The 19,499-nt window shown below is 64.9% G+C and carries 21 protein-coding genes and 1 pseudogene; 12 read left to right on the top strand and 10 right to left on the bottom strand.

Annotated elements, in window-relative coordinates:
- Positions 1-39: 39 nt before the first annotated feature.
- Both ccmB and ccmA read right to left on the bottom strand, forming a co-directional pair.
- Positions 40-708 carry a heme exporter protein CcmB gene (gene ccmB, locus S7S_RS06930; protein ID WP_041025952.1) on the bottom strand — a complete coding sequence of 223 codons (669 nt, stop codon included), beginning with the start codon at positions 706-708 and terminating at the stop codon, positions 40-42.
- Positions 705-1,307 (bottom strand): annotated as a pseudogene (ccmA, locus tag S7S_RS06925) (cytochrome c biogenesis heme-transporting ATPase CcmA); the annotation flags it as partial. The pseudogene ccmA and the gene ccmB, both read right to left, overlap by 4 nt.
- A gap of 179 nt (positions 1,308-1,486) precedes the next feature.
- On the opposite strand from ccmA, the gene S7S_RS06920 reads away from it, so the two are divergent.
- Entirely contained in the window at positions 1,487-2,023 is a 537-nt protein-coding gene (locus tag S7S_RS06920) for a lipocalin family protein (protein ID WP_041025950.1), read from the top strand.
- 29 nt (positions 2,024-2,052) lie between these two features.
- Positions 2,053-2,451 carry a DUF4279 domain-containing protein gene (locus S7S_RS06915; protein WP_008740227.1) on the top strand — a complete coding sequence of 133 codons (399 nt, stop codon included), beginning with the start codon at positions 2,053-2,055 and terminating at the stop codon, positions 2,449-2,451.
- 120 nt (positions 2,452-2,571) lie between these two features.
- On the opposite strand, the gene S7S_RS06910 is transcribed toward S7S_RS06915, so the two are convergent.
- From S7S_RS06910 to S7S_RS06900, 3 genes are read right to left on the bottom strand one after another with little or no spacing between them, the layout of a single operon-like run.
- Positions 2,572-3,786, bottom strand: a complete 1,215-nt coding sequence (locus S7S_RS06910; RefSeq protein ID WP_041025949.1) for an MFS transporter — start codon at positions 3,784-3,786, stop codon at positions 2,572-2,574.
- Complete coding sequence (locus tag S7S_RS06905) at positions 3,783-4,376, bottom strand: TetR/AcrR family transcriptional regulator (protein ID WP_041025948.1); 594 nt, start codon at positions 4,374-4,376, stop codon at positions 3,783-3,785. The genes S7S_RS06910 and S7S_RS06905 overlap by 4 nt, the downstream gene beginning before the upstream one ends.
- Entirely contained in the window at positions 4,376-5,326 is a 951-nt protein-coding gene (locus tag S7S_RS06900; RefSeq protein ID WP_202966533.1) for a ketopantoate reductase family protein, read from the bottom strand. The genes S7S_RS06905 and S7S_RS06900 overlap by 1 nt, the downstream gene beginning before the upstream one ends.
- Positions 5,327-5,457: 131 nt before the next feature.
- On the opposite strand from S7S_RS06900, the gene S7S_RS06895 reads away from it, so the two are divergent.
- Complete coding sequence (locus tag S7S_RS06895) at positions 5,458-5,919, top strand: CYTH domain-containing protein (protein WP_041025947.1); 462 nt, start codon at positions 5,458-5,460, stop codon at positions 5,917-5,919.
- Between the two features lie 111 nt (positions 5,920-6,030).
- A complete protein-coding gene (locus tag S7S_RS06890) occupies positions 6,031-7,389 on the top strand; it encodes a hypothetical protein (RefSeq protein ID WP_041025946.1) in 1,359 nt (452 codons plus the stop codon).
- 43 nt (positions 7,390-7,432) lie between these two features.
- Here the strand turns inward: S7S_RS06890 and S7S_RS06885 are convergent, their stop codons facing one another.
- The gene (locus S7S_RS06885) at positions 7,433-7,807 is read right to left on the bottom strand and encodes a carboxymuconolactone decarboxylase family protein (protein WP_041025945.1); all 375 of its coding nucleotides are present in this window, start codon (positions 7,805-7,807) and stop codon (positions 7,433-7,435) included.
- A gap of 121 nt (positions 7,808-7,928) precedes the next feature.
- Between S7S_RS06885 and S7S_RS18805 the strand changes: the two genes are divergently transcribed.
- The 4 genes from S7S_RS18805 (at position 7,929) to S7S_RS06865 (ending at position 12,079) form a co-directional block, all read left to right on the top strand.
- Positions 7,929-8,855: a hypothetical protein gene (locus S7S_RS18805; RefSeq protein WP_052269217.1), complete on the top strand. Its 927-nt coding sequence runs from the start codon at positions 7,929-7,931 to the stop codon at positions 8,853-8,855.
- A 2-nt stretch (positions 8,856-8,857) separates the two neighbouring features.
- The gene (locus tag S7S_RS06875; protein WP_008738824.1) at positions 8,858-10,384 is read left to right on the top strand and encodes a Y-family DNA polymerase; all 1,527 of its coding nucleotides are present in this window, start codon (positions 8,858-8,860) and stop codon (positions 10,382-10,384) included.
- Between the two features lie 100 nt (positions 10,385-10,484).
- Positions 10,485-11,441 (top strand): DUF6607 family protein, encoded by a 957-nt coding sequence (locus S7S_RS06870; RefSeq protein ID WP_008738826.1) that lies wholly within the window; start codon positions 10,485-10,487, stop codon positions 11,439-11,441.
- A gap of 215 nt (positions 11,442-11,656) precedes the next feature.
- The gene (locus tag S7S_RS06865) at positions 11,657-12,079 is read left to right on the top strand and encodes a VOC family protein (protein ID WP_008738827.1); all 423 of its coding nucleotides are present in this window, start codon (positions 11,657-11,659) and stop codon (positions 12,077-12,079) included.
- A 24-nt stretch (positions 12,080-12,103) separates the two neighbouring features.
- On the opposite strand, the gene S7S_RS06860 is transcribed toward S7S_RS06865, so the two are convergent.
- Positions 12,104-12,844, bottom strand: a complete 741-nt coding sequence (locus S7S_RS06860; RefSeq protein ID WP_035205479.1) for an NYN domain-containing protein — start codon at positions 12,842-12,844, stop codon at positions 12,104-12,106.
- Positions 12,804-13,772 carry a sterol desaturase family protein gene (locus tag S7S_RS06855; protein WP_008738829.1) on the bottom strand — a complete coding sequence of 323 codons (969 nt, stop codon included), beginning with the start codon at positions 13,770-13,772 and terminating at the stop codon, positions 12,804-12,806. Before S7S_RS06855 ends, S7S_RS06860 begins: the two co-directional genes overlap by 41 nt.
- 126 nt (positions 13,773-13,898) lie before the next feature.
- Between S7S_RS06855 and S7S_RS06850 the strand changes: the two genes are divergently transcribed.
- Together S7S_RS06850 and S7S_RS06845 are read left to right on the top strand one after the other, a co-directional pair.
- Positions 13,899-14,909, top strand: a complete 1,011-nt coding sequence (locus S7S_RS06850) for a helix-turn-helix domain-containing protein (protein WP_008738830.1) — start codon at positions 13,899-13,901, stop codon at positions 14,907-14,909.
- 10 nt (positions 14,910-14,919) lie between these two features.
- A complete protein-coding gene (locus tag S7S_RS06845) occupies positions 14,920-15,585 on the top strand; it encodes a pirin family protein (RefSeq protein WP_008738831.1) in 666 nt (221 codons plus the stop codon).
- Here the strand turns inward: S7S_RS06845 and S7S_RS06840 are convergent.
- Together S7S_RS06840 and S7S_RS06835 are read right to left on the bottom strand one after the other, a co-directional pair.
- Positions 15,556-16,128, bottom strand: a complete 573-nt coding sequence (locus tag S7S_RS06840; protein WP_008738832.1) for a GDYXXLXY domain-containing protein — start codon at positions 16,126-16,128, stop codon at positions 15,556-15,558. The genes S7S_RS06845 and S7S_RS06840 overlap by 30 nt on opposite strands.
- A complete protein-coding gene (locus S7S_RS06835) occupies positions 16,118-17,434 on the bottom strand; it encodes a DUF2157 domain-containing protein (RefSeq protein WP_238582962.1) in 1,317 nt (438 codons plus the stop codon). Before S7S_RS06835 ends, S7S_RS06840 begins: the two co-directional genes overlap by 11 nt.
- A 252-nt stretch (positions 17,435-17,686) precedes the next feature.
- On the opposite strand from S7S_RS06835, the gene S7S_RS06830 reads away from it, so the two are divergent.
- Positions 17,687-18,712, top strand: coding sequence for a hypothetical protein (locus tag S7S_RS06830; RefSeq protein ID WP_008738834.1), 1,026 nt, complete (start codon positions 17,687-17,689; stop codon positions 18,710-18,712).
- A gap of 101 nt (positions 18,713-18,813) precedes the next feature.
- Positions 18,814-19,416, top strand: a complete 603-nt coding sequence (locus S7S_RS06825; RefSeq protein WP_008738835.1) for an HPP family protein — start codon at positions 18,814-18,816, stop codon at positions 19,414-19,416.
- The last annotated feature ends 83 nt before the right edge of the window (positions 19,417-19,499 follow it).

Here is a 19,499-nt window from a genome sequence, read left to right as displayed (position 1 = left end):
ACGTCTGACCCGGCAGGCCCGGATCGAAAATAAGGTGCCTCAGTCGCCGCTGGAAATGCGCAACCCCAGGGCCACCGCAAACGGCCCGAGGCTGATGGCCAGCATGGTCATGGCCGCCAGGATCGCCAGCACGCTGCCGGTAGCCATGCCCTCCAGTGCCCGGCCGACGCAACCGGCCCCGAACACCAGCACCGGCACATACAAGGGCAGCACCAGCAGCGCCAGCAGGATACCACCGCGGCGTACGCTCACCGTCAAGGCCGCGCCAATGGCACCAATGACCGTCAGCGCCGGTGTCCCCAGCAGCAGGCTTTGCCAGAGCGTGTCCAGCACTGTGACCGGCAATTGCATCATGTAGCCCAGCAGCGGCGCCACCAGCACCAGCGGCAGGCCGGTCAGCAGCCAGTGGGCCAGCAACCGCGCCAGCACCGGCAGGTACAGCTCGCCCGGCGCCACCAGCAATTGTTCCAGCGCGCCGCATTCTTCGTCACGGCGGAACAGACTGTCCAGCGACAGCATCACCGCCAGCAGCGCCGCTACCCAGACCACACCGGGAGCGATCAGGCGCAGGGTGTCCGGTGCCGGGCTCAGCGCCAGCGGGAACAGGCTCACCACCACCACAAAAAAGAACAGCGGGTTGATGATCTCTGCCGGGGTACGCACGCCAAGCAGCAATTCGCGCCGCAGGGTGGCGCCAAAGGCACTCATCGCGCACCTCCGCCGAGATGAATCTGACGGATATCGTCGGCCAGCCGATGGTGCGAGGTGTACAACACCAGCCCCCCGCCGGCCGCATGCTCGCGCAGACGCGCCTCGATCTGGGCCACGCCCTGCACATCAATGGCCGTAAAGGGTTCATCCAGAATCCATACCGCCTTGCCCGGCAGCCACAATCGCGCCAGCGCCACGCGCCGCTTCTGTCCGGCGGACATCGCCGCCACGGGGGCGTCTGCATAACCGGCCAGCCCGGCCGCCGCCAGGGCCGCAGGAATATCCGATACCGGCTGCTGATGCAGCGCACACAGCCAGCGCAGGTTTTCTTCCGCCGTCAGTTCTTCGCGCAGGCCCGGTAAATGGCCAAGAAACAGGATCTGGTCGTGGGCATCGCGACGTTGTGCGCCGGGCACCTGCCAGCGCACGCGACCATCGTGGAATCCGTGCAGGCCGGCCAGAATTCTCAGCAGCGTGGTCTTGCCGGCGCCATTAGGGCCAGCCACCTGCCAGATGTCTCCCGCACAGGCAGAGAAGCCGAGCTCACTGAACAGCAGGCGCTCATCGCGCTCGCAGGCCAGGGCCTCTACTTGCAGTAACGGGGATGGCTGTGTCACGGGCACTCACTCACGGGCTCACAGGGGCGTTTTCGGCGGCGGCGCAGTATAGCACGCTGCGCCGGGGTGCCCATGACGTCGCGCAGTTACAGGATTCACACTGAGCCGTGACGACGCTCTGCTAAAGTGGCCCCGTCACGGCAAAGGGAGGGTTCAGCATGCAGGCACGGAGGCTCGCAGTGATGATGATGCTGGCAACACTGCTGCCCGGCTGCGGTGGCAAGCCGGCGGACCTGCCGGTGATGGAGCAGGTAGATCTCGCACGCTATACCGGCCTCTGGTACGAAATCGCCCGCCTGCCGGCCTTTTTCCAGCGTGGCTGTTACGACGCCACCGCCCTCTACACCCTCAACAACGACGGCACCCTGGCCGTGCTCAACCGCTGCCTGCAGCAGGGCGACAGCCGGGAAATCGAGGGCACTGCCACCAGCATGGATGACACCCATGCACGCCTGAAGGTGCGTTTCGACAGTTGGCTGACCCGCCTGTTGCCAGCGGGCGATTACTGGATTGTCCATGTCGACGCCGACTACCAGCGGGCCGTGGTCGGCACGCCGGACCGCGACTATCTGTGGCTACTGGCACGCACACCGGAAATCAGCAACAGCGATTACCGGCACATGGTGGAGATCGCCGCCGGTCTGGATTTTCCGGTGGATGAACTGGTGGTGAACCGCGATCTGCGGCCACAATAGGCGCTGTCTTTTTTACGCCGGGCCAACCGATGACGGAACACCACGTTTATTTCGCCGTGTTCGGCTTCGATGAACCGCCGCAGGCCATTTCACTGCTGGCCGGCATCACCCCCGACGACAGCTGGTGCGCCGGTGATGCCTACAGCAGCCTGCTGCCCGAGGTACGACGGCTGGACAGCCGCTGGATTCTCTCCAGCAACCTCGACCAGCACGCCAGCCACCGTGATCATTTCGAGCGCCTGATACTGAAACTGGAACGGCTGGGCGACCGCCTGCCCGCACTGCGGGAGCGTTACCGGTGTGGCATCGGTGTCTCGCAGTATTTCTTCATGGACGACCCGGCGTTCTATCTGCCAGCCGATCTGCTGGCACGGGTCCAGGCGCTGGGGCTGTCACTCAGTTTCGACCAGCTTGCACTGGACAGTTAGCAAACTAGCAAAGGGACAGATGCGACAGCAGCAACCAGACGCCCCCCTGCTGCCAGCCCCACCAGCCCAGTGCACACAGCAGCGCCACCAGGCCACCGATGATCAGCTTGCCCGTCAGGCTCATCCCGCCTCCTGCATCGCCTGGATGCGCGCCACCGGCCGTTCGGTCACCCGCATGTTCAGCAACGCCGCCAGCACACCCAGGCCAATGGAAATCTGCCACACCAGTTCATAACTGCCGGTGCGGTCAAACAGGTAGCCACCCAGCCAGCCGCCCGCGAACGAACCGACCTGATGAAACAGGAACACGATACCGCCCAGCATGGACAGGTTCCGCACACCGAAAATGGTCGCCACGATGCTGTTGGTCAACGGCACCGTGGACAGCCACAGCACGCCCATGGCCATGCCAAACAGATAGGCGCTCCAGGGTGTCAGTGGCAGCCACAGGAACAGCACGATCACCACACTGCGCAGCAGATAGATCCACGCCAGCAATCCGGCGCGGAACAGGCGGCTGCCGAGCCACCCGGCCAGCCAGGTGCCGACGATGTTGAACAGCCCCACCAGCGCCAGCACCGTGGTGCCGACTGTGGCCGGCAATTGCTGGTCGACCAGATAGGCCGGCAGATGCAGGCCGATAAACACCAGCTGGAAACCGCACACGAAAAAACCCAGCGACAGCAGCCAGAAATCCGGGCGCGAGAAGGCTTCGCCCAGTGCCTGGGAAAGCGTCTGCGCCGGCGTGTTCTGCAACGGCGGCGCGGCGCGCACACGCACCATGGCGGCAAACGGCAGCATCATCAGGGCCAGGATCGCCAGCCCGATCAGCGCGCCCTGCCAGCCAATACCGCGAATCATGCCCAGCACGCCCGGCAACATCAGGAACTGGCCGAGCGAACCGGCGGCGGACACTAGGCCCATGGCCATCGGCCGCTGCGCATCCGGCACCACTCGCCCCACGGCGCCGAGAATGACGGAAAATGAGGTGGCCGACAGCGCCAGCCCGATCAGCATACCGGTGCTCAGGGTCAGCATCAGTGGCGTCGCCGCACCGCTCATGCCCCACAAACCCAGTGCGTAGAGGACGGCACCGACCAGGATCACCCGGCCGGCGCCAAAACGATCCGCGAAGGCGCCGGTAAAAGGCTGCGCCAGCCCCCAGACCAGATTCTGGATGGCAATGGCGAAGGCAAAGGTTTCCCGGCCCCAGCCATAGTCATCGCTCATCGGCGACAGGAACAGCCCGAAACTGTGGCGCACCCCCAGCGCAATGGCCAGCACCACCGCGCCGCCGATCATGACACCGAGAAAAGTACGTTGTGATGTGCTCATGAGCGTTCCTGTGCGTGCAAGGTCTTGCGGGCGGCATCAAGCAATTCTTCTGACAGCGCATCGCCGCGCGTGGCGCGCGACAACACCAGCGCACCGATCATCATGGAAAAATCCGCCAGTGCCTGACGACGACGGCTGGACATGTCCCGGCCATCGCTCAGTGCGGTGAATTCGGCCAGCAGGTGCTTCAGGCCCTCGGTATAGGCATCACGCAGCGGGCTGTCATCCGGCTCGCGCGCCACATCGCCGGCGAAACCGACCACGGGACAGCTTTCACCCGGTGCATCGCGGCTGCTGACGGACAAATGATGATCCACTGTTGCCAGCCGTGCGCGCGACGGCTTGCGAAACGGCGCGTGACGTTTGGCCCAGCGTTCTTTTGCCTGCCCGAAGGCACGCGAGCAGGCCTGCGCCGCCAGCGCTTCCTTGGAATCGAAATGGCCGTAGAAACCGCCGTGCGTCAGCCCGGCGGCAGACATCACCTCGGCGACGCTGATGCCCTGCAGCCCGCGCTCGCGGAACAGCCGCGCTGCGGCATCGCAGATGGCGTCATGGTTGGCTTCGCTCTGCTTGCGGCTGACCCGTGGCATCAGTTCGCTCCCGGCAGGTCACCGCGACGGCGGCGGGCTTCATAGGTGCGCAGGTGGGCACAGGCGATCATCAACAGCGACGTGTCCGGCGACGGGACAGTACCCGGATCACGGCGCGCCAGCAGCTCGCCAAGCAAATGCTCACCTTCGCTTTCCAGGCCCCGCTCCACATCACGCAACATGGACGCCGTCAGTGTGGAATCGCTGGTGCCCAGCACCCCGGCCAGCCGCTCGTGCGCCGCCGGACGCACCGGAAAACCGGCCTGTGCCGCCACCGCTTCACACTCCGCCTGCATCTGCTGCATCAGCGGCGCGGCACCGGCGGCAAGCATGTCGCACACTGCGCCACGCATCAGGCAGGTCAGCCCGGCGAGGGTGGCGATAAAGGTCCATTTTTCCCACATTGCCTGGAGAATGTCGTCGGCATGGCTGACGGTAAACCCGGCACCGTCCAGCACGGCGGCCACAGCGCGGGAGCGCGCGGAATAGCCGCCGGCGCGTTCACCGAATACCAGATGCGCGACGTCATTGAAATGCAGTATCCCGCCCTGCGCATTGCGGTCGGCGGAAATCATGCACAGCCCGCCCAGCACCGCCTGTTCGCCAAACCGTTCGCACAGACGATCCAGGTGTGCCATGCCGTTGAGCAGCGGCAGGATCAGGCTGTCCGGCCCCACCGCCGGCGCCATCGCTGTCATGGCACTGTCCAGGTCGCGGGCCTTGCAGCTCAGCAGGATCAGATCAAACGGCGTCAGCGCGTCATGGGTGACATGCGGCGGGGCCGGATGATGAAAATCGCCCAGCGGGCTGTGCAGGGTCAGGCCGTCGCGGGCCAGCACTTCGGCCCGGGCAGGCCGTACCAGAAAGGTCACATCCCGCCCGGCCTGTAACAGTCGCGCACCAAAATAACCGCCGACACCGCCGGCGCCCACCACCAGAATCCGCATCATGCCACCCTCACTGCCTGCATCGGGAAAGCGTCAAAAATAGATGATGAATGTCATTTATTCAACAGACAGCCGCCGCCGGATGAATCCGCTACACTCACTTCCCCACTGCCGGATTGAACGCGAGGTACCCCATGGGTGTGGAAATCGAACGCAAGTTCCTGGTGCGTGATACCGCCATGCTGGCCGGCCAGGCCGGCGAATATCTGAGCCAGGGTTATCTGAGCCATACCCCGGAAGCTACCGTGCGGGTGCGCATCGCCGGTGAACGCGCTTTCCTCACCGTCAAGGGTCGCAACGAAGGCGCCCGGCGCGCTGAGTTCGAGTACCCCGTGCCCGTGGACGACGCCCGCGACATGCTCGCACTTTGCCCGGCCGGCCGCATCGAAAAAACCCGTTACCGGTTGCCGGTCGCGGCGTTTGTCTGGGAAGTGGACGTGTTCCATGGCGACAACGACGGCCTGGTCGTGGCCGAAGTGGAACTGCCGGACGAACAGGCCGCCCTGACGCTGCCTGCCTGGGCCGGCGAGGAAGTCACTGATGACCCGCGTTATTTCAACAGCGCCTTGAGCCAGCGCCCGTTCCGAGACTGGTAGCACACTACCAGTAAGACATGCTTACGTGTCTTTCATGCCCTGCTCCTTTAAAAAGATCCCCGTCCATCACTGATGGCGAAATACAGCGCTGTTGTAAAAAAGGAGCGAGGCATGCAAAGGAAGATATGGCTGATTCTGGCGGTCACCGGACTGACCGCCTGCGGTGGCGGCGGAGGGAGCGGAGGCGGCAACAGCGCTCCGGCTGAACCTTACACCGGCACCCTTACCGGCACACTGGTTGCCCCCAATGGCAGCACCCCCATCGCTGGCGCCACACTGCATATCAGCGAAAACGATGCCCGTATCGCCATTGATGCGCGCGCAGCCGTTGCGCAGGACTGCCCGGCCCCGGACAACGCCAGTGAGTGGACTTGCTCCGGCGCCGACGGCCAATTCAGCTTCGAAGTGACCGACCTGCCCCCCGGCAGCGTACTGCATGCCCGCAAGGGGGCCTGGTCATTGACCCATACGCTGGCCCTGAACGGTTCCAACCCAGGCCAGCTCGGCCCTGTGGCCTTCGACAATGACACCGCTGCCGGCGCAGCGCGCATTGCCGTGGTCACTGGCGATTACGACCGCATTGAAGACCTGCTCGCCAAAATGGGCATGGGCGAAATCGGCAGCAGCGGCCTGGCCGCGCGTAGCGCTGCGGTGCTGACTCACGGCCATCGTCATGTCCACTCCCCCGTGACACGCAGCAGCCTGCTCGCTGCACCGGCCAGCCTTGAAGACTGCCAGGCCATTGAGGACCCGACCGAACTCTGTGACTGCCTCCAGCAGGAACTGGGCGAGGATTTTCCTTGCGACCTCAGTGGCGGTGATGGCCTGGAACTGGGCACGGAAACGTTCGATCTGTACGACGGCAATGGTGTACTGCCCACCAGCTATCCGGATGTTACCGAGCTGTTCGCCAGCCAGGACGGCCAGCCACGCCTGTTCGGCTATGACATTGTGTACGTGAACTGCGGCGCCGACCTGCCCGACAACGTCAACTGGCAGACCATCCTGCAACAGTTCGTGGCAGAAGGCGGCGTGCTGTATGCCACTGACTGGGCCAGCGAATGGGTGGAGGCATTTCATGGTGATGTGGCGCCCGCGCTGACCAGTGGCGACACACTGGAGACGCTCAACGCGACGGTGGTGGATGTGGCACTGGCCGACTGGCTGACCAACGTGACCTGTGCCGGAGACGACTGCATCGATGGCACTGCCGTGACCCTGGCCGGCTTCCTGTCAGGCTGGCACCTGCTCAAGCCCCTGGATGAAACCAGCGTAACGCCACTGGTGCGCGCCGATGTGGCCGCGTACGGATTCCCGGGGGAAACCAGCGCGCTAATGACCTACCAGTTCAGCCACGGTGACGGCCAGGTGATCTACAGTTCCTACCACACCGAACCACTGAGCCATGCGGACGGTTACCTGCCGCAGGAACGTATTCTCGAATACCTGTTCTTCAGCCAGACACCCTGAACCCGCGCCGCCGCCTGTCCTGAAGCAGGCAGCGGCGTGCATGTCATGCCTGGGCGGCGTCGATGACTTCCTGCGCCGCCCGGAAGGCATCAATGGCGGCCGGCGCGCCCGCGTAGACCGCGCAATGCAATAACGTTTCGCGAATTTCCTCCACACTGCAGCCATTGTTCAGCGCGCCACGCACATGGCCTTTCAGCTCCTGCGGGCACTTCAGCGCCGTCAGGGCTGCCAGTGTGACCAGGCTGCGGGTGCGTCGATCCAGCCCGGCCCGGGTCCAGACGCCACCCCAGGCATGTTCATTGAGAAAATCCTGCAGCGGCTGCGTGAAATCGGTGGCATTGCCGAGGGCACGGTCAACAAAGTCATCACCCATCACCTCGCGGCGCGCCTGCAGACCGGCGGACTGAGCGTCGCTCATGGTCACTCCTGAAGCACAAAGGGAAAGCATGGCAGCATATCGGCTTTCCCCCTCCGGCACTGCCCGTTTTCGGCAATCGCCACCCCTATGATACTGTCCATACAGACAGTATCATGAAGCCATGCCTACCCAGCCCCCACTCCAGTCACTGCTGCACCGCCCGGACATCTGGCGGGGCCGCGACAGTGCCGGCGCAAGCCGGCCCACGGCACGGCCCACCGGCTTCGCCGCGCTGGACAGTGCCCTGCACCACGGCGGCTGGCCAGCCCATGGCCTGACGGAAATACTGTGCGAGGCACTGTGCCCCTTGCGCCTGCTGTTGCCTGCCCTGGCCCGGACAGGCGATGAAGGCCTGGTGGTGCTGGCCAATCCCCCGGCGCTCCCTGGCGCAGCCGCCTGGCAGGCCGCAGGCATTCCACTGGAACGCCTGCTGTTGCTCACGGCCCCGGCAAACCAGCCGGCACTGCTGCGGCGTGCCTGCCTGGAAGCCGCCAGCTCCGATGCCGTAACGGCCATGCTGGTGTGGCTGCCCCGCCAGGAACGGGACCCGCGCCTGCTGCGCCGCCTGCACCTCGCCGCCCAGCAGGGTCGCTGCTGGCTGGTCGCCATACGCGACAGCCACTTCCGCCATCACAGCTCCCCGGCACCACTGCGGCTGGGCCTGACGCCAGTGCAACAACCTGAAGCCGACGTGCAGCTGGAGATCATCAAGCAGCCTGGTGGCTGGGCCGGGCAGCAGATGACGCTGGCCTGGTTTCCTCCCTCGCTGCGCCAGCCGGCGACTGCCCCGGCGCACGCGGCCACGCCGGCCCATATGGATACGCACTCGCCCACTCTGCCGGCCATCACGCCGCGTCCCGAGCCGCCGCAGGAACCACCGGAATACCGTCTCGGCCTGCCCGGCAAGGCTGCCGCGCCCCCCGTGCTGGACCTGCCGGGCCGCCCCGCCGGCGATGTGCCGCTGCCCGCTGCCGCCCCCGTGGCGCCCAAGACGCCGCCCGCTGCGGCCCGGCGGCGCAGGCGCCGGGCGGTGGACCAGGAGCACTGAACATGCCCGAGCCACTCTGGTGTGCCGTTCGCCTGCCACAACTGCCGCTGGAAGCGCTGCACAGTGATGCACAGACCCCGGCGGTACTGGCCGGGCGACAGCGGGTGTTGCTGGCCTGTCCACTCAGCCACGCCGCCGGCATCACACCCGGCATGAAGCTGGCCACCGCTCACGCCCTGTGCGACGGCCTGCGCGTCTGCCAGCGCGACCTCGCAGCGGAGCGGCAACACTTGCAGCAACTGGCCTGGCAACTGCTGCGGTTCACGCCCGGCGTAGCCCTGCACCAGCCCTGCGTGGCCGAACAGGGTCAGCAGCCCGGCACCGACGACCTGACCACGTCCCCCGGCCTGCTGCTGGATCTCGGCGGCAGCCTGCGGCTGTTCCGGGGCAGCGAAAACCTGCTGGTGGCCCTGTTCACCCGTCTGTCCGACGGCCCGCTGGACTGGCAGGCCGGGCTGGGCCATACGCCGCTGGCCGCCTGGACGCTGAGCCACGTCCCGGCGGATGTCAGCCTGCAGGCGCTGCACCGCAGCCGGCTGGGACCAGACCCCGCCGGCCCGGACCTGCGCGATGTCTTTTCGCTGGCGCTGGCCAGCCTGTCCCTGGACCTCCTGCCGCTGCACAGCACCCTGAAAGACAAACTGTTGGCACCGGGTTTCCACAGTCTCGCGGCGCTGATCGCCCTGCCCCGCCCGGCGCTGGGCCGGCGCTTCGGCAAACCCTTCCTGCACTGGCTGGAACGGCTGCTCGGCGAGCGCCCCGACCCGCGCGAATCCGTCACGCCACCCGCCCGTTTCCGCAGCCAGTACGATGTCGAAGAACCGATCACCCACCAGCAATCCCTGTTGCCACTGATGCAACGCCAACTGGCAGAACTGGAAAGCCACCTGCACTGGCGCCACCAGGCCGTGCGCAGTATCCGCTGGCAACTGACCGACCACCTGGGTGAAGCGCCGCCGCTGATCGTGCGCCGCACCCGGCCCGGCAGTGATGCCGCCACCTGGCTCACGCTCACCGGTCGGCATCTGGAGCAACACCGCCTGCGTGCCCCCGTGCTGCGTCTGGTGCTGACTGCCAGCCGCCCGGAGCGGATCGAGGGCACCAGCCACGTCCTGTTCCACGACCCCGGCGAGCGCGCCGGACGCCATGCCCTGCTGGAAAAGCTTGCCAGCCTGCCCGGCCTGAGCCTGCGCCAGGTGCGCCAGTGCGATGAGCACCTGCCGGAGCTGGCCCAGGCACTGACCGATCCCCTGCGCCCTGCGGCCAGCATCGCGCCCGCACAACCGCCGCATGCCCGGCAACCCCTGTGGCTGTTCGATCCACCCCAGCCGCTGAGCACCGGCAGTGATGGCCAGCCTCGCTGGCGCGGCGCCCCCCTGGCCCTGCTCGGCCCGGACCGCACCCTGAGCAGCCACTGGTGGCAACAGCCCCGCCAACGCGACTACTTCCTTGCCCGCCACCCCGGCAACCAGGCCCTGTGCTGGCTATACCGCTGTGACGCAGGCTGGTTTCTGCACGGGCTGTTCTGAGCCACAGATCAGAAATATTCACAACTGCTATTGATAACAATTCCCATTAATGGAAAGATGCGCCCTTTCTCCTACCCCGTACCAGAAAGGACCTGCTGACATGGCACACCTGCTTTCGCGGCTGCTGCTGAGTACCGCCCTGCTGGGCCTGGCCGCCTGCGCCACCACCCCGGCCCTCGACACCACCGATACCGCCGACCGTGAGCGTGACCGCCAGGCCATTCTCGCCATGGCCGGCCATTACGCGGTGACCTTCGACTTCCTGGAAAACCTGGCGCTGGCCCCGGACTACCACCTGCACGACAGCCATACCTCCGAGGCTCACGAACTGGTGCTGGTGGTGGAAGACACTCCCGAGCACATCGTGCTGCAACACATTCTGGTCTCCGAGCGCGGCCATGTGGTGAAACACTGGCGCCAGGACTGGACCTACCAGGCCACGGACTTCTGGGCCTACGCCGGCGACTACCGCTGGACACAGCGCCACATCAGCCCGGCAGACGCCGCCGGCAAATGGGTGCAGACCGTCTGGCAGGTGGACGACAGCCCGCGCTACGCCGGCATCGGTCGCTGGGAACATGGCCACGGCATTTCCACCTGGACCTCAGACGTCACCTGGCGCCCCCTGCCACGCCGTGAACACACCACCCGCAACGACTATGACGTGCTGGTGAGCACCAACCGCCACACCATCACGCCCACTGGCTGGGTACACGAGCAGGACAGCTACAAGTTCAACCGCGCCAACGATCAGTACCTGGCACACGAAGTGGGCACCAATACCTACACCCGCGATGACACCTTCGATCTGTCGCCGGCCGCCAGCTACTGGGAAAAGACCAGCCGCTTCTGGGCCGCTGTGCGGGACAAGTGGGACGCCCTGCTCAACGACAACGAGACCGTCGGCCTGGCACAGCCAGACAGCCAGGACTTCGAAGGCTCGCACCTGATGGCCCTGCTGCAACGCGCCAACGACCTGTCGCATCAGACACTGGACGACGCGCAACTGTCACAACGGGTGGACGACACCCTGACGCCGTTCGTGCGCCTGGACTGATCTCCCCTGGCGCCGGACAGGGACGCCGGCGCCTCCCCTTGAGCCCCTTCCCGGGCAATGCCAGAATTCCCCTTGTCGAAAAAGACAGGCCGGTGTCGGTTAGTCCGGCCATCCCGCCCAGGGATTCTGACGGGTTTCTTGTCCCGCCCCGCGACATACATCCCCGGCGTGCCACAGGGCCCGCCGGTTTTTCTGTATGTCATGAGAGGTGTCCCATGCAGCAACGTGTTTCCGTCATCACCCTGTCCGTCGCCGACATTGCCCGCAGCAAGGCGTTCTATTGCGGCGGCCTCGGCTGGCAACCCGCGTTTGAAAACGAACAGGTGCTGTTCTTCCAGATCAACGGCATGGTGTTGTCGCTGTTCCAGCGCGATGCCTATGCGCAGGACAGCACAAGACCCTACCAGCCTGGCAGCAGCACCTGTGCGCTGGGCCACAACACGCTGGATCGTGACGAAGTGGATACGGTCTACCAGCAGGCCCTGGCCGCCGGTGCGGAGGCGGTGAAAACACCGCAGGCGACGTTCTGGGGAGGGTATGCCGGCTATTTCGCCGACCCGGACGGGCATATGTGGGAGGTGGCGCACAATCCTTTCTGGCCGATCTCGGAAGAGGGTTATACGACCTTTGCGTCCTGAAAGCACAGGGGGCCAGCCGGCCCCCTATTTTGCGCGCGCGTCGCGGATATACATCAAGGTGCCGTTGCGCATTTCAATCGCAAACAGGTCACTCGCGCGAATCAGATCGCTGAGTTTCTTGTAGCCGTAATTCACGGGCGAAAAGGAAGCGTTGTTGGAGATGTACTGCCCGACACGACTCAGATTCGACCAGCCATCCTCCTCGGCGGACTGCGCCACCGCATTGCGCAGCAGGCGCACCAGCCCGGCATCATTGCGCAGCTTTGCCCGGGGCAACTTGCGTTTCGCCAGCAGGTCCGCCTCGGTGTCGTCGTCTTCCTCGTCCTTTTCCAGGTTCTCGGTATAGATAAACTGCGAGCAGGCTTTCACAAACGGCTGCGGGGTTTTCTTTGCGCCGAACCCGTACACCAGCTTGCCTTCCGCCAGCAGCCGCATCACCAGCGGGGTGAAGTCGCTGTCGCTGGTCATCAGCGCAAAGGCGTCCACGTTGCCGGCGTAGAGAATATCCATCGCGTCGATGATCATGGCCGCATCGGTGGCGTTCTTGCCGGTGGTGTAGGCAAACTGCTGGATCGGCTTGATCGCCAGCGGGTGCAACTGTTCTTCCCAGCCCTTGAGCTGTTCGCTTTTCCAGTTGCCGTAAGCGTGCCGCACATTCACCTTGCCGTACTTCGACAGTTCATCCAGCACCCCTTCCGCGGAACGATAACTGACGTTGTCACAGTCAATCAGTAACGCGATCCTTGCTTCCTTCGCCACACACATTCTCCCTCGCCATGGGCCGCTGCCACTCCGGTGGCCGCCACAGATGTTGCAGGCGTTGCCAGACGGCGCCCCGTTTCGTCATGTCCCGAAACATAGCCTGATACTCGTGCGTCCACAACGTGATCAGGTCCTGGGCCGGCGGTGGCTGGGTGACACCATAGTGAATGCGTTCCTTCTCGCGCTCATCAGCAAAGGTGCCGAACAGCCGGTCGAAGATGATCAGGATGCCGCCGTAGTTGGTGTCGATGTAGCCGGGATTGCGGCCATGGTGCACACGATGATGGCTGGGCGTATTGAAGAAAAACTCGATCACCGCAGGCAGCCGTGTCACCAGCGTGGTGTGAATAAAGAACTGGTACACCAGCGACAGCGCATAGGCCACACCGATCCACACCGGATTGAAGCCAAGCCAGATCATCGGCACATAGAACAACCACTGGCCATTGAAGATATTCAGCGCGCTCTGGCGCATGGCGGTGGAGAAATTCATCCGTTCCGAGGAGTGATGCACCACGTGCGAGGCCCAGAACCAGCGCACCCGGTGATTGGTACGGTGCATCCAGTAATAGACAAAATCGGTGCCGACAAAAACCAGCAGCCCGGTCCACACATTCAGCTCCAGATCGAACAGCCGGTGGTGGTAGACGAACGCATATACCGGGAACATCAGCACACCGGCAAACAGCAGCTCCGTCACCTGATACCCCATGCCGAGCATGAAATTGCGGATCGCCTCCGGCACATTGAACAGCGCCGGATCATGGCGGATACGGCGGTATTCCCACACCGTGACACCAATGAACACCGGCGTGACGACCACGAAAATCAGTTGCCGCAGATCCAGCGCCAGCCAGGCCGGCAGCAGGTCGCGCAATGCCAGCAGGCCACTCTGGTGAAGCATTGCCATGAACATGTCGAACAGGGACATGACCGGCCTCCCGTCTTGTTGTGATGACGCTCATTGTTACCCCGTCCGTCCCTGCCTTATTGACCATCAGCGCCTTATTTTTGACAATCGATGCCACCCTGTCCTCCGCAAGCCCGGTGACACACCATGAGCACGCTGCTACGCCTGACCGGTGCCTGGACCCGCCTGCTGACCGACTGGCTCGACACCCAGTCGCTGCCGGCGCCGGACATCCGCGCCACCCTGGCCCAGTACGCCCCGGATGACAGCGTGCCTGTGGACGTCTGGCGTACGCTGTTACAGCAGGCGGTCACGCGGGTGCCCTCGCAGGCAGCGCCGGAACTGTCCATCGGCACCGGTGTGCAGCCCCACCACGTCGGGGTACTGGGCTATCTGGTGTTGGCGACCGATACGCTCGGCGAAGCGATGCTGGCCTACCAGCGTTATGAGCGGCTGTTCTACGGTGTGAGCCTGGCGGAAGTGGCAGTCAGCGGCGACGACACCGAACTGCGCTGGCCGGCCGCATCGGTACCGCTGGGGCAACTGGCCGACGGCACCGCCATCGCCGCCCTGGTGACCTTTCTGCGACGTCAGCTACCGCCCCCGGCACCCGCCCCGACACTGGTCACCTTTGTCGGTGCGCCACAACGCATCGGGGACGCCGACGCCTACAGGCGTTTTTTCGAATGCCCGGTGCAGTTCAACGACAGCCATGTGCGCGTGCGCTTCCCCACCCGTCTGCTGGCCATGCCGATGCCCCATCGCGATCCGGCCCTGCGCGCACTGCTCGATCGCCAGGCACAGGCCCTGCTCACGGCGCTGCCGGACACCGACGCCTTCGACCGCGCCCTGCGGCAGACCCTGCCGCGCCTGCTGACCGACGGTCGCGCCGGCCTGCCGGACATGGCCCGCGCCTTGCACATGTCATCCCGCACGCTGCAACGCCGGCTCGGCGAGCACGGCGTCAGCTGGCAACAATTTCTTGATCACGCCCGCTCGGGACTGGCCGCCGAATACCTGGCGGATCACACCCTGACCCTCAGTGACGTGGCACTGCTGCTCGGCTTTTCCGAACAGAGCGCCCTTACCCGCGCCTTCCGCCGCTGGCATGGCGTCACCCCCGGGCGCTGGCGCCGCCAGCACGGCGCCCCCGACTAAGGAGCATGCTGTGTACACCCTGACCCGCGACGCACTCAGCCTGGATGGCTTCGCCGGATTGCGCGAGCGTCTCTACGTGATGGATTCCCGTCGCTTCGGCGACCAGCGCCTGCCGGACAGCAGCGAAGGGCTGGGCCAGCTGGTGTACCTGGCCGACGCCATTTTTCTGCCGCACGGCAGCACGCGCGCCCATGAACACAGCGCCGTGGACATCATCTCGGTGGTGGTGCGCGGCCGCGTGCGCCATGAAGGCAGCCTGGGAGACGGCGAAGTGCTCGAAGCCGGCGACGTGCAGGTGCAATACGCTGGCGCGTACGGCTTTCGCCACAACGAAATCAACCCGAACGACAGCGGCACGCACATGATCCAGCTCTGGCTGCAGCCACGGCGGCACGAAGGCCCGCCCCGTTACCGGGTCTGCCGGCCGGCGCCGGATGAACGCACGGCGGTCTACGGGAAATACAGCGGTGATACGCGCATCGACGTATGGCGCGCCAGCGCAGGCCGGCAGGCCGGCCAGCCCGGACGGATGCTGGGTTATCTGGTCTACGGCAGCGTGCGTGTCACCGAAGGCGAACAGACACACCACCTGGCAGCGGAAACCCTCTTTATCGGCGACGACCTGATACTGGACGCCGACAGCGCGTCACTGCTGTTGCTTGTCCACGAACTCTGACGGCCGCTCGCCCACCGCCACCAGCGCCGCCTTGCCATTCGCCGCCAGCATCACCTGCGCGGCGCCACCTTCGCGCAGGGTGTCTTCCAGTGCGAGTGCTTTTTCTTTCGGCGCGAACCAGGCTTCAATACCGAAGCGCAGCGCATACTGCTCACCACTGACCCACAGCACCCGGCCACGCAACACCGTGCCCTGCGCCGGCCGCTCCGCGCTCAGCGCGCTGGCCTGCCAGAAGCCGTCGTCACCGGGCGTCAGCGTCACGTACACACGCTGGCCTTCACGCAGGGTTTCGTTGTCGGGCAGCAGCGAGGCCGGCAACGACGACACCTGATAATTGAGCCGGGCGTAATTGCCCCGGAACAGATCGCGCGGGTCCACCGGCACCACGCGCAGCGTCACCGGCTCGCCGGTCCAGACCGGGTATTTCGCCCCCAGGTACACGCCGGCCAGAATCGCCAGTTGCAGCAGCGCCGCCAGCACCAGCAATCCGCTACGCCAGTTCATCGGTTTTTCGGTCAACGTGTGCAGCGTATCAGTGCTCATTCGCCACCTCCCGCGCCATCGCACTGCGCCAGAAACGCGCAGCGGCGAACAACACGCCCCCTGCCACCGCAAACAGCAGCGCACTGCTCAGGTAGTCTCCTATCAGATCCAGATAGCGCATCAGTACCACCGCCAGCAACAGCACGATGCCGCCATAGAAGCGCTTTGCCAGACGCCGGTTCAGGCCGGAAAAAATCAGCGCAATACCGATCGCCAGCAACACCAGGTTGATCAGCAGTGCCATCGGCACCGCCAGCCGCGCAGGCGGCACAGACAGGGGCAGCAGCAGCGCCGCAGCCACCAGCAGCACCACACCCAGCAGCCCCAGCCGCGTGCGCGCACTCATCCAGCGGGTCAGCACCGCACTGATCACCACCACGGCCATCAGCAGCCAGCACACCGGCGCGCCATGGAACAGCCAGTCCTCGCCGAATTCGCGCCAGGCCGCCGGATAACTGAACACCAGCAGCAACATCAGGCCCAGGCGCCCCAGCCAGCCCAGCACCAGCGCTGCGTCCGCCCGCCGGCCACGCAGCGGGTGATCACGCTGGGTCAGTGCCAGGGCGGCCAACAACAGACACAGCACGATTGTCAGGCCCAGGTGCTCGACCCATTCGTCATACATGCGCCAGTCCTGCCAGCGCAGCATCCACCACTGGTACAGGCCATTGAGCCAGATCACGGCCAGCACCAGCGCACTGACCAGCAGCACGCCCAGGCGCTTGCGATACAGCACCTGATACAACGCAGCCCCTATAAACAGCGGCATCAGCCACGGAAAACTGAACGGGAATTCGGTAAACATCCACAAGGCGGCCAGCGACAACTGCAACAGGTGCAGCAGCCGGCTGGCCGTCAGCCAGGCCATCGGCAGCACACCCAGCGCCCACCACAACAGGCCATCGGGATAATGCTCCCCCAGATGATAGATCTGCGCGATCAGCATGATGCTGGCGCCGTAGGCAATGCCGCCGGCAAACAGCCACAGCACCGCGTTGTCGCGCTGCCCGCGCATCCAGCGCAGCAGGCCCATGCCATTGAGCAGCGCGGTAAAGCCGATCAGGCCGAGCATGCGCCCGGCCCGCGACAGCTCATCCCAATTGTGCGACAGCAACAGCAGCAGGGCCGCGCCGCCGCACAGCACCGCCAACGCCGACAGCACCCGGTAGCCCAGTGCCGGCTTTTCCACATCCGATAATGAACGGTCATAGCGCGCCAGAATGGCCTCGCCCTGGGCGGGTTCGATCAGCCCCGCGTCGACCCAGCCACGCACTTCGCGTACCAGTTCGCCCTTGAATAAACGCATCACGCGCACAGGTGATTTCCTTCTCCACGGCGTTGCTGCAAGATTGCCCGGTAACCGGCTGGCAGGCCAGTGTTTCGCATCGGGACAGAATGCAGGCCACGTCGCCTTTCTGCCCCACAGCCCACCACAGCGCCTCCTGCTCACCCTGACCAGCCCTCACCGGCTTGCCCGTCACTGCGGCCAACGCCCGCATGGCGAGCAGGCTCTATGCTGCGGCCCTATCCCCATCCGGCACATCACAGGACAGCGATCATGACGGACACGCAGCGCGCCAAGGCCGAACAACTGCTCAATGCCCAGGTGGACTACCTGATCAGCCAGCTCGACCCCAAACAGTTCAAGAAGCTGGCCAAAGAGGAAATCGACATCGCCTTCAAGGTGATGAAAACGCTGCGCCTGAACGACGTGGTGAGCGCGGAACAGGTGCGCCACACCGCGCGCCGCTATGCCGTGGAAATGGACATCTCCGGCGCCATTCCCGAACTGATCGGTGAAATCGCTGACCGCCTGTACAACCACCCCGGCCACGACAAGAACAGCTTCGAAGACCTGATCAGCGACCAGGAAGTGGCCGAGCTGCTGGACGTCGTGCTGGAAATGGACGCGCTGCGCCAGCGCCTGATCAGCGAGATCGCCGGCAGCCCGCTGACCATCAACCTGATCTCCGACATGCTGTACCGCGGCATCCAGGGCTTCATCACCCAGGGCACCAACATGGCCGGCAGCATCCCCGGCGCCAGCTCGATGCTCAAGCTGGGCAAGTCGGTGGTCAGCAAGGCGGCCCCGGGCCTGGAAAAATCCGCCGAGCAGAACATCAAGAAATACATTGCCCACAATACCCGCAGCATCATTCGCCAGAGCGAGAAACGGCTGGAAAAGGCCATCGAGAGCGGTGAGTTTCGCCAGGCAATGCTGGATTTCTGGGACGAGATCAAGGAACAGAAAGTCGCCACCCTGCGCCGCTATGTCACCCGCGACGAACTGGAAGATGCCATGGTCACCGGCCTGGAAGCCTGGAAGCAGTTCCGCGCCACCCGCTATTTCGGCAACCTGCTTGATGCCGGGGTGGATTTCTTCTTCGAGAAGTACGGCGACACCGCCCTGGACAAACTGATCGGCGAAATGGGCGTGGACAAGAAAATGGTCCTCGACGAAGCCCTGCGCTACGCACCGCCGATCATCGAGGTGCTCAAGGAGCGCGGCATCCTGCAGGACACCCTGCGCCGCCGCCTGGAAGGCTTCTGGTTCGCCGACAGCACCCTGGCACTGCTGAAGTAACCTGCCCCGCGCCCCGCTTTGCGGGGCCTGCCCCCTGCATTGCCTGTCAGCGTTGCGGTATGATGCCGCCTCCCCTCACCCCATGGCCTCACGAATCCTCCATGAGTGAACGCAACGATCGCCTGCGCTGGCAAGTCGTCACCGGCCTGCTGAAGCACTTTCATCTGGAACGCTGGAGCGAGCGCTTCAACCCGCGCCTGGTGCTGGCCGGGTTCAACTTCATCAATGCGGGTGTCAGCATTGCCCTGATCGCCTTTATCGCGCTGATCAGCCAGGAAGCCTTCATCTTCCCCTCGCTGGGCGCCACCGCCTTCCTGCTGTTCTACCTGCCGCTGGCAGAAGCCTCCTCGCCGCGCAACGTGCTCTGTGGCCACCTGGTCGGCGCGCTGGTGGGCTGGCTCAGCCTGGCCACCTTCGGCCTGCTGGATGAGCCCTCTGCCATGCTCAACGGGGTGGAGCTGCCCCGTGTGGCCGCCGCCGGCCTGGCCCTGGGCACCACCTGCTTCCTGATGGTGCTGCTGCGCGTGGTACACCCACCCGCCGCCGCCACCTCGCTGATGGTGGCGCTGGGCACCATGACCAGCCTGCACCAGATCGAAGTGCTGCTGGCCGGCGTGGTGCTGCTGCTGATCCAGGCCATGGTCATCAATCGCCTGGCCGGCATTCCCTATCCGGTCTGGTCGAAGCACACGCCGGACACTTGACGTACTGTCCATAAGGACAGTAATCTGGGCGTCCGGTGAGCACACGGATTCCTGTGGTACTGCAACACCACGCCGTGACGATC

The sequence above is a fragment of the Isoalcanivorax pacificus W11-5 genome, from assembly GCF_000299335.2.
In the GTDB taxonomy this organism is placed as follows: Bacteria; Pseudomonadota; Gammaproteobacteria; order Pseudomonadales; family Alcanivoracaceae; genus Isoalcanivorax; species Isoalcanivorax pacificus.
Note: the sequence above shows the minus strand (reverse complement) of the source record. Positions and strands in the feature narration are given on the sequence as shown.

Bases quoted from the DNA above. Each gene is read 5' to 3' on its own strand.
- S7S_RS06915 (WP_008740227.1), top strand. From the start codon at position 2,053: ATGACGGAACACCACGTTTATTTCGCCGTGTTCGGCTTCGATGAACCG.
- S7S_RS06875 (WP_008738824.1), top strand. From the start codon at position 8,858: ATGCCCGAGCCACTCTGGTGTGCCGTTCGCCTGCCACAACTGCCGCTG.
- S7S_RS06835 (WP_238582962.1), bottom strand. From the start codon at position 17,434: ATGCGTTTATTCAAGGGCGAACTGGTACGCGAAGTGCGTGGCTGGGTC.
- S7S_RS06890 (WP_041025946.1), top strand. From the start codon at position 6,031: ATGCAAAGGAAGATATGGCTGATTCTGGCGGTCACCGGACTGACCGCC.
- S7S_RS06885 (WP_041025945.1), bottom strand. From the start codon at position 7,807: ATGAGCGACGCTCAGTCCGCCGGTCTGCAGGCGCGCCGCGAGGTGATG.
- S7S_RS06910 (WP_041025949.1), bottom strand. From the start codon at position 3,786: ATGAGCACATCACAACGTACTTTTCTCGGTGTCATGATCGGCGGCGCG.
- S7S_RS06905 (WP_041025948.1), bottom strand. From the start codon at position 4,376: ATGCCACGGGTCAGCCGCAAGCAGAGCGAAGCCAACCATGACGCCATC.
- S7S_RS06900 (WP_202966533.1), bottom strand. From the start codon at position 5,326: ATGATGCGGATTCTGGTGGTGGGCGCCGGCGGTGTCGGCGGTTATTTT.
- S7S_RS06920 (WP_041025950.1), top strand. From the start codon at position 1,487: ATGCAGGCACGGAGGCTCGCAGTGATGATGATGCTGGCAACACTGCTG.
- S7S_RS06895 (WP_041025947.1), top strand. From the start codon at position 5,458: ATGGGTGTGGAAATCGAACGCAAGTTCCTGGTGCGTGATACCGCCATG.
- S7S_RS06855 (WP_008738829.1), bottom strand. From the start codon at position 13,772: ATGTCCCTGTTCGACATGTTCATGGCAATGCTTCACCAGAGTGGCCTG.
- S7S_RS06870 (WP_008738826.1), top strand. From the start codon at position 10,485: ATGGCACACCTGCTTTCGCGGCTGCTGCTGAGTACCGCCCTGCTGGGC.
- S7S_RS18805 (WP_052269217.1), top strand. From the start codon at position 7,929: ATGCCTACCCAGCCCCCACTCCAGTCACTGCTGCACCGCCCGGACATC.
- S7S_RS06830 (WP_008738834.1), top strand. From the start codon at position 17,687: ATGACGGACACGCAGCGCGCCAAGGCCGAACAACTGCTCAATGCCCAG.
- S7S_RS06860 (WP_035205479.1), bottom strand. From the start codon at position 12,844: ATGTGTGTGGCGAAGGAAGCAAGGATCGCGTTACTGATTGACTGTGAC.
- S7S_RS06865 (WP_008738827.1), top strand. From the start codon at position 11,657: ATGCAGCAACGTGTTTCCGTCATCACCCTGTCCGTCGCCGACATTGCC.
- S7S_RS06825 (WP_008738835.1), top strand. From the start codon at position 18,814: ATGAGTGAACGCAACGATCGCCTGCGCTGGCAAGTCGTCACCGGCCTG.
- S7S_RS06840 (WP_008738832.1), bottom strand. From the start codon at position 16,128: ATGAGCACTGATACGCTGCACACGTTGACCGAAAAACCGATGAACTGG.
- ccmB (WP_041025952.1), bottom strand. From the start codon at position 708: ATGAGTGCCTTTGGCGCCACCCTGCGGCGCGAATTGCTGCTTGGCGTG.
- S7S_RS06850 (WP_008738830.1), top strand. From the start codon at position 13,899: ATGAGCACGCTGCTACGCCTGACCGGTGCCTGGACCCGCCTGCTGACC.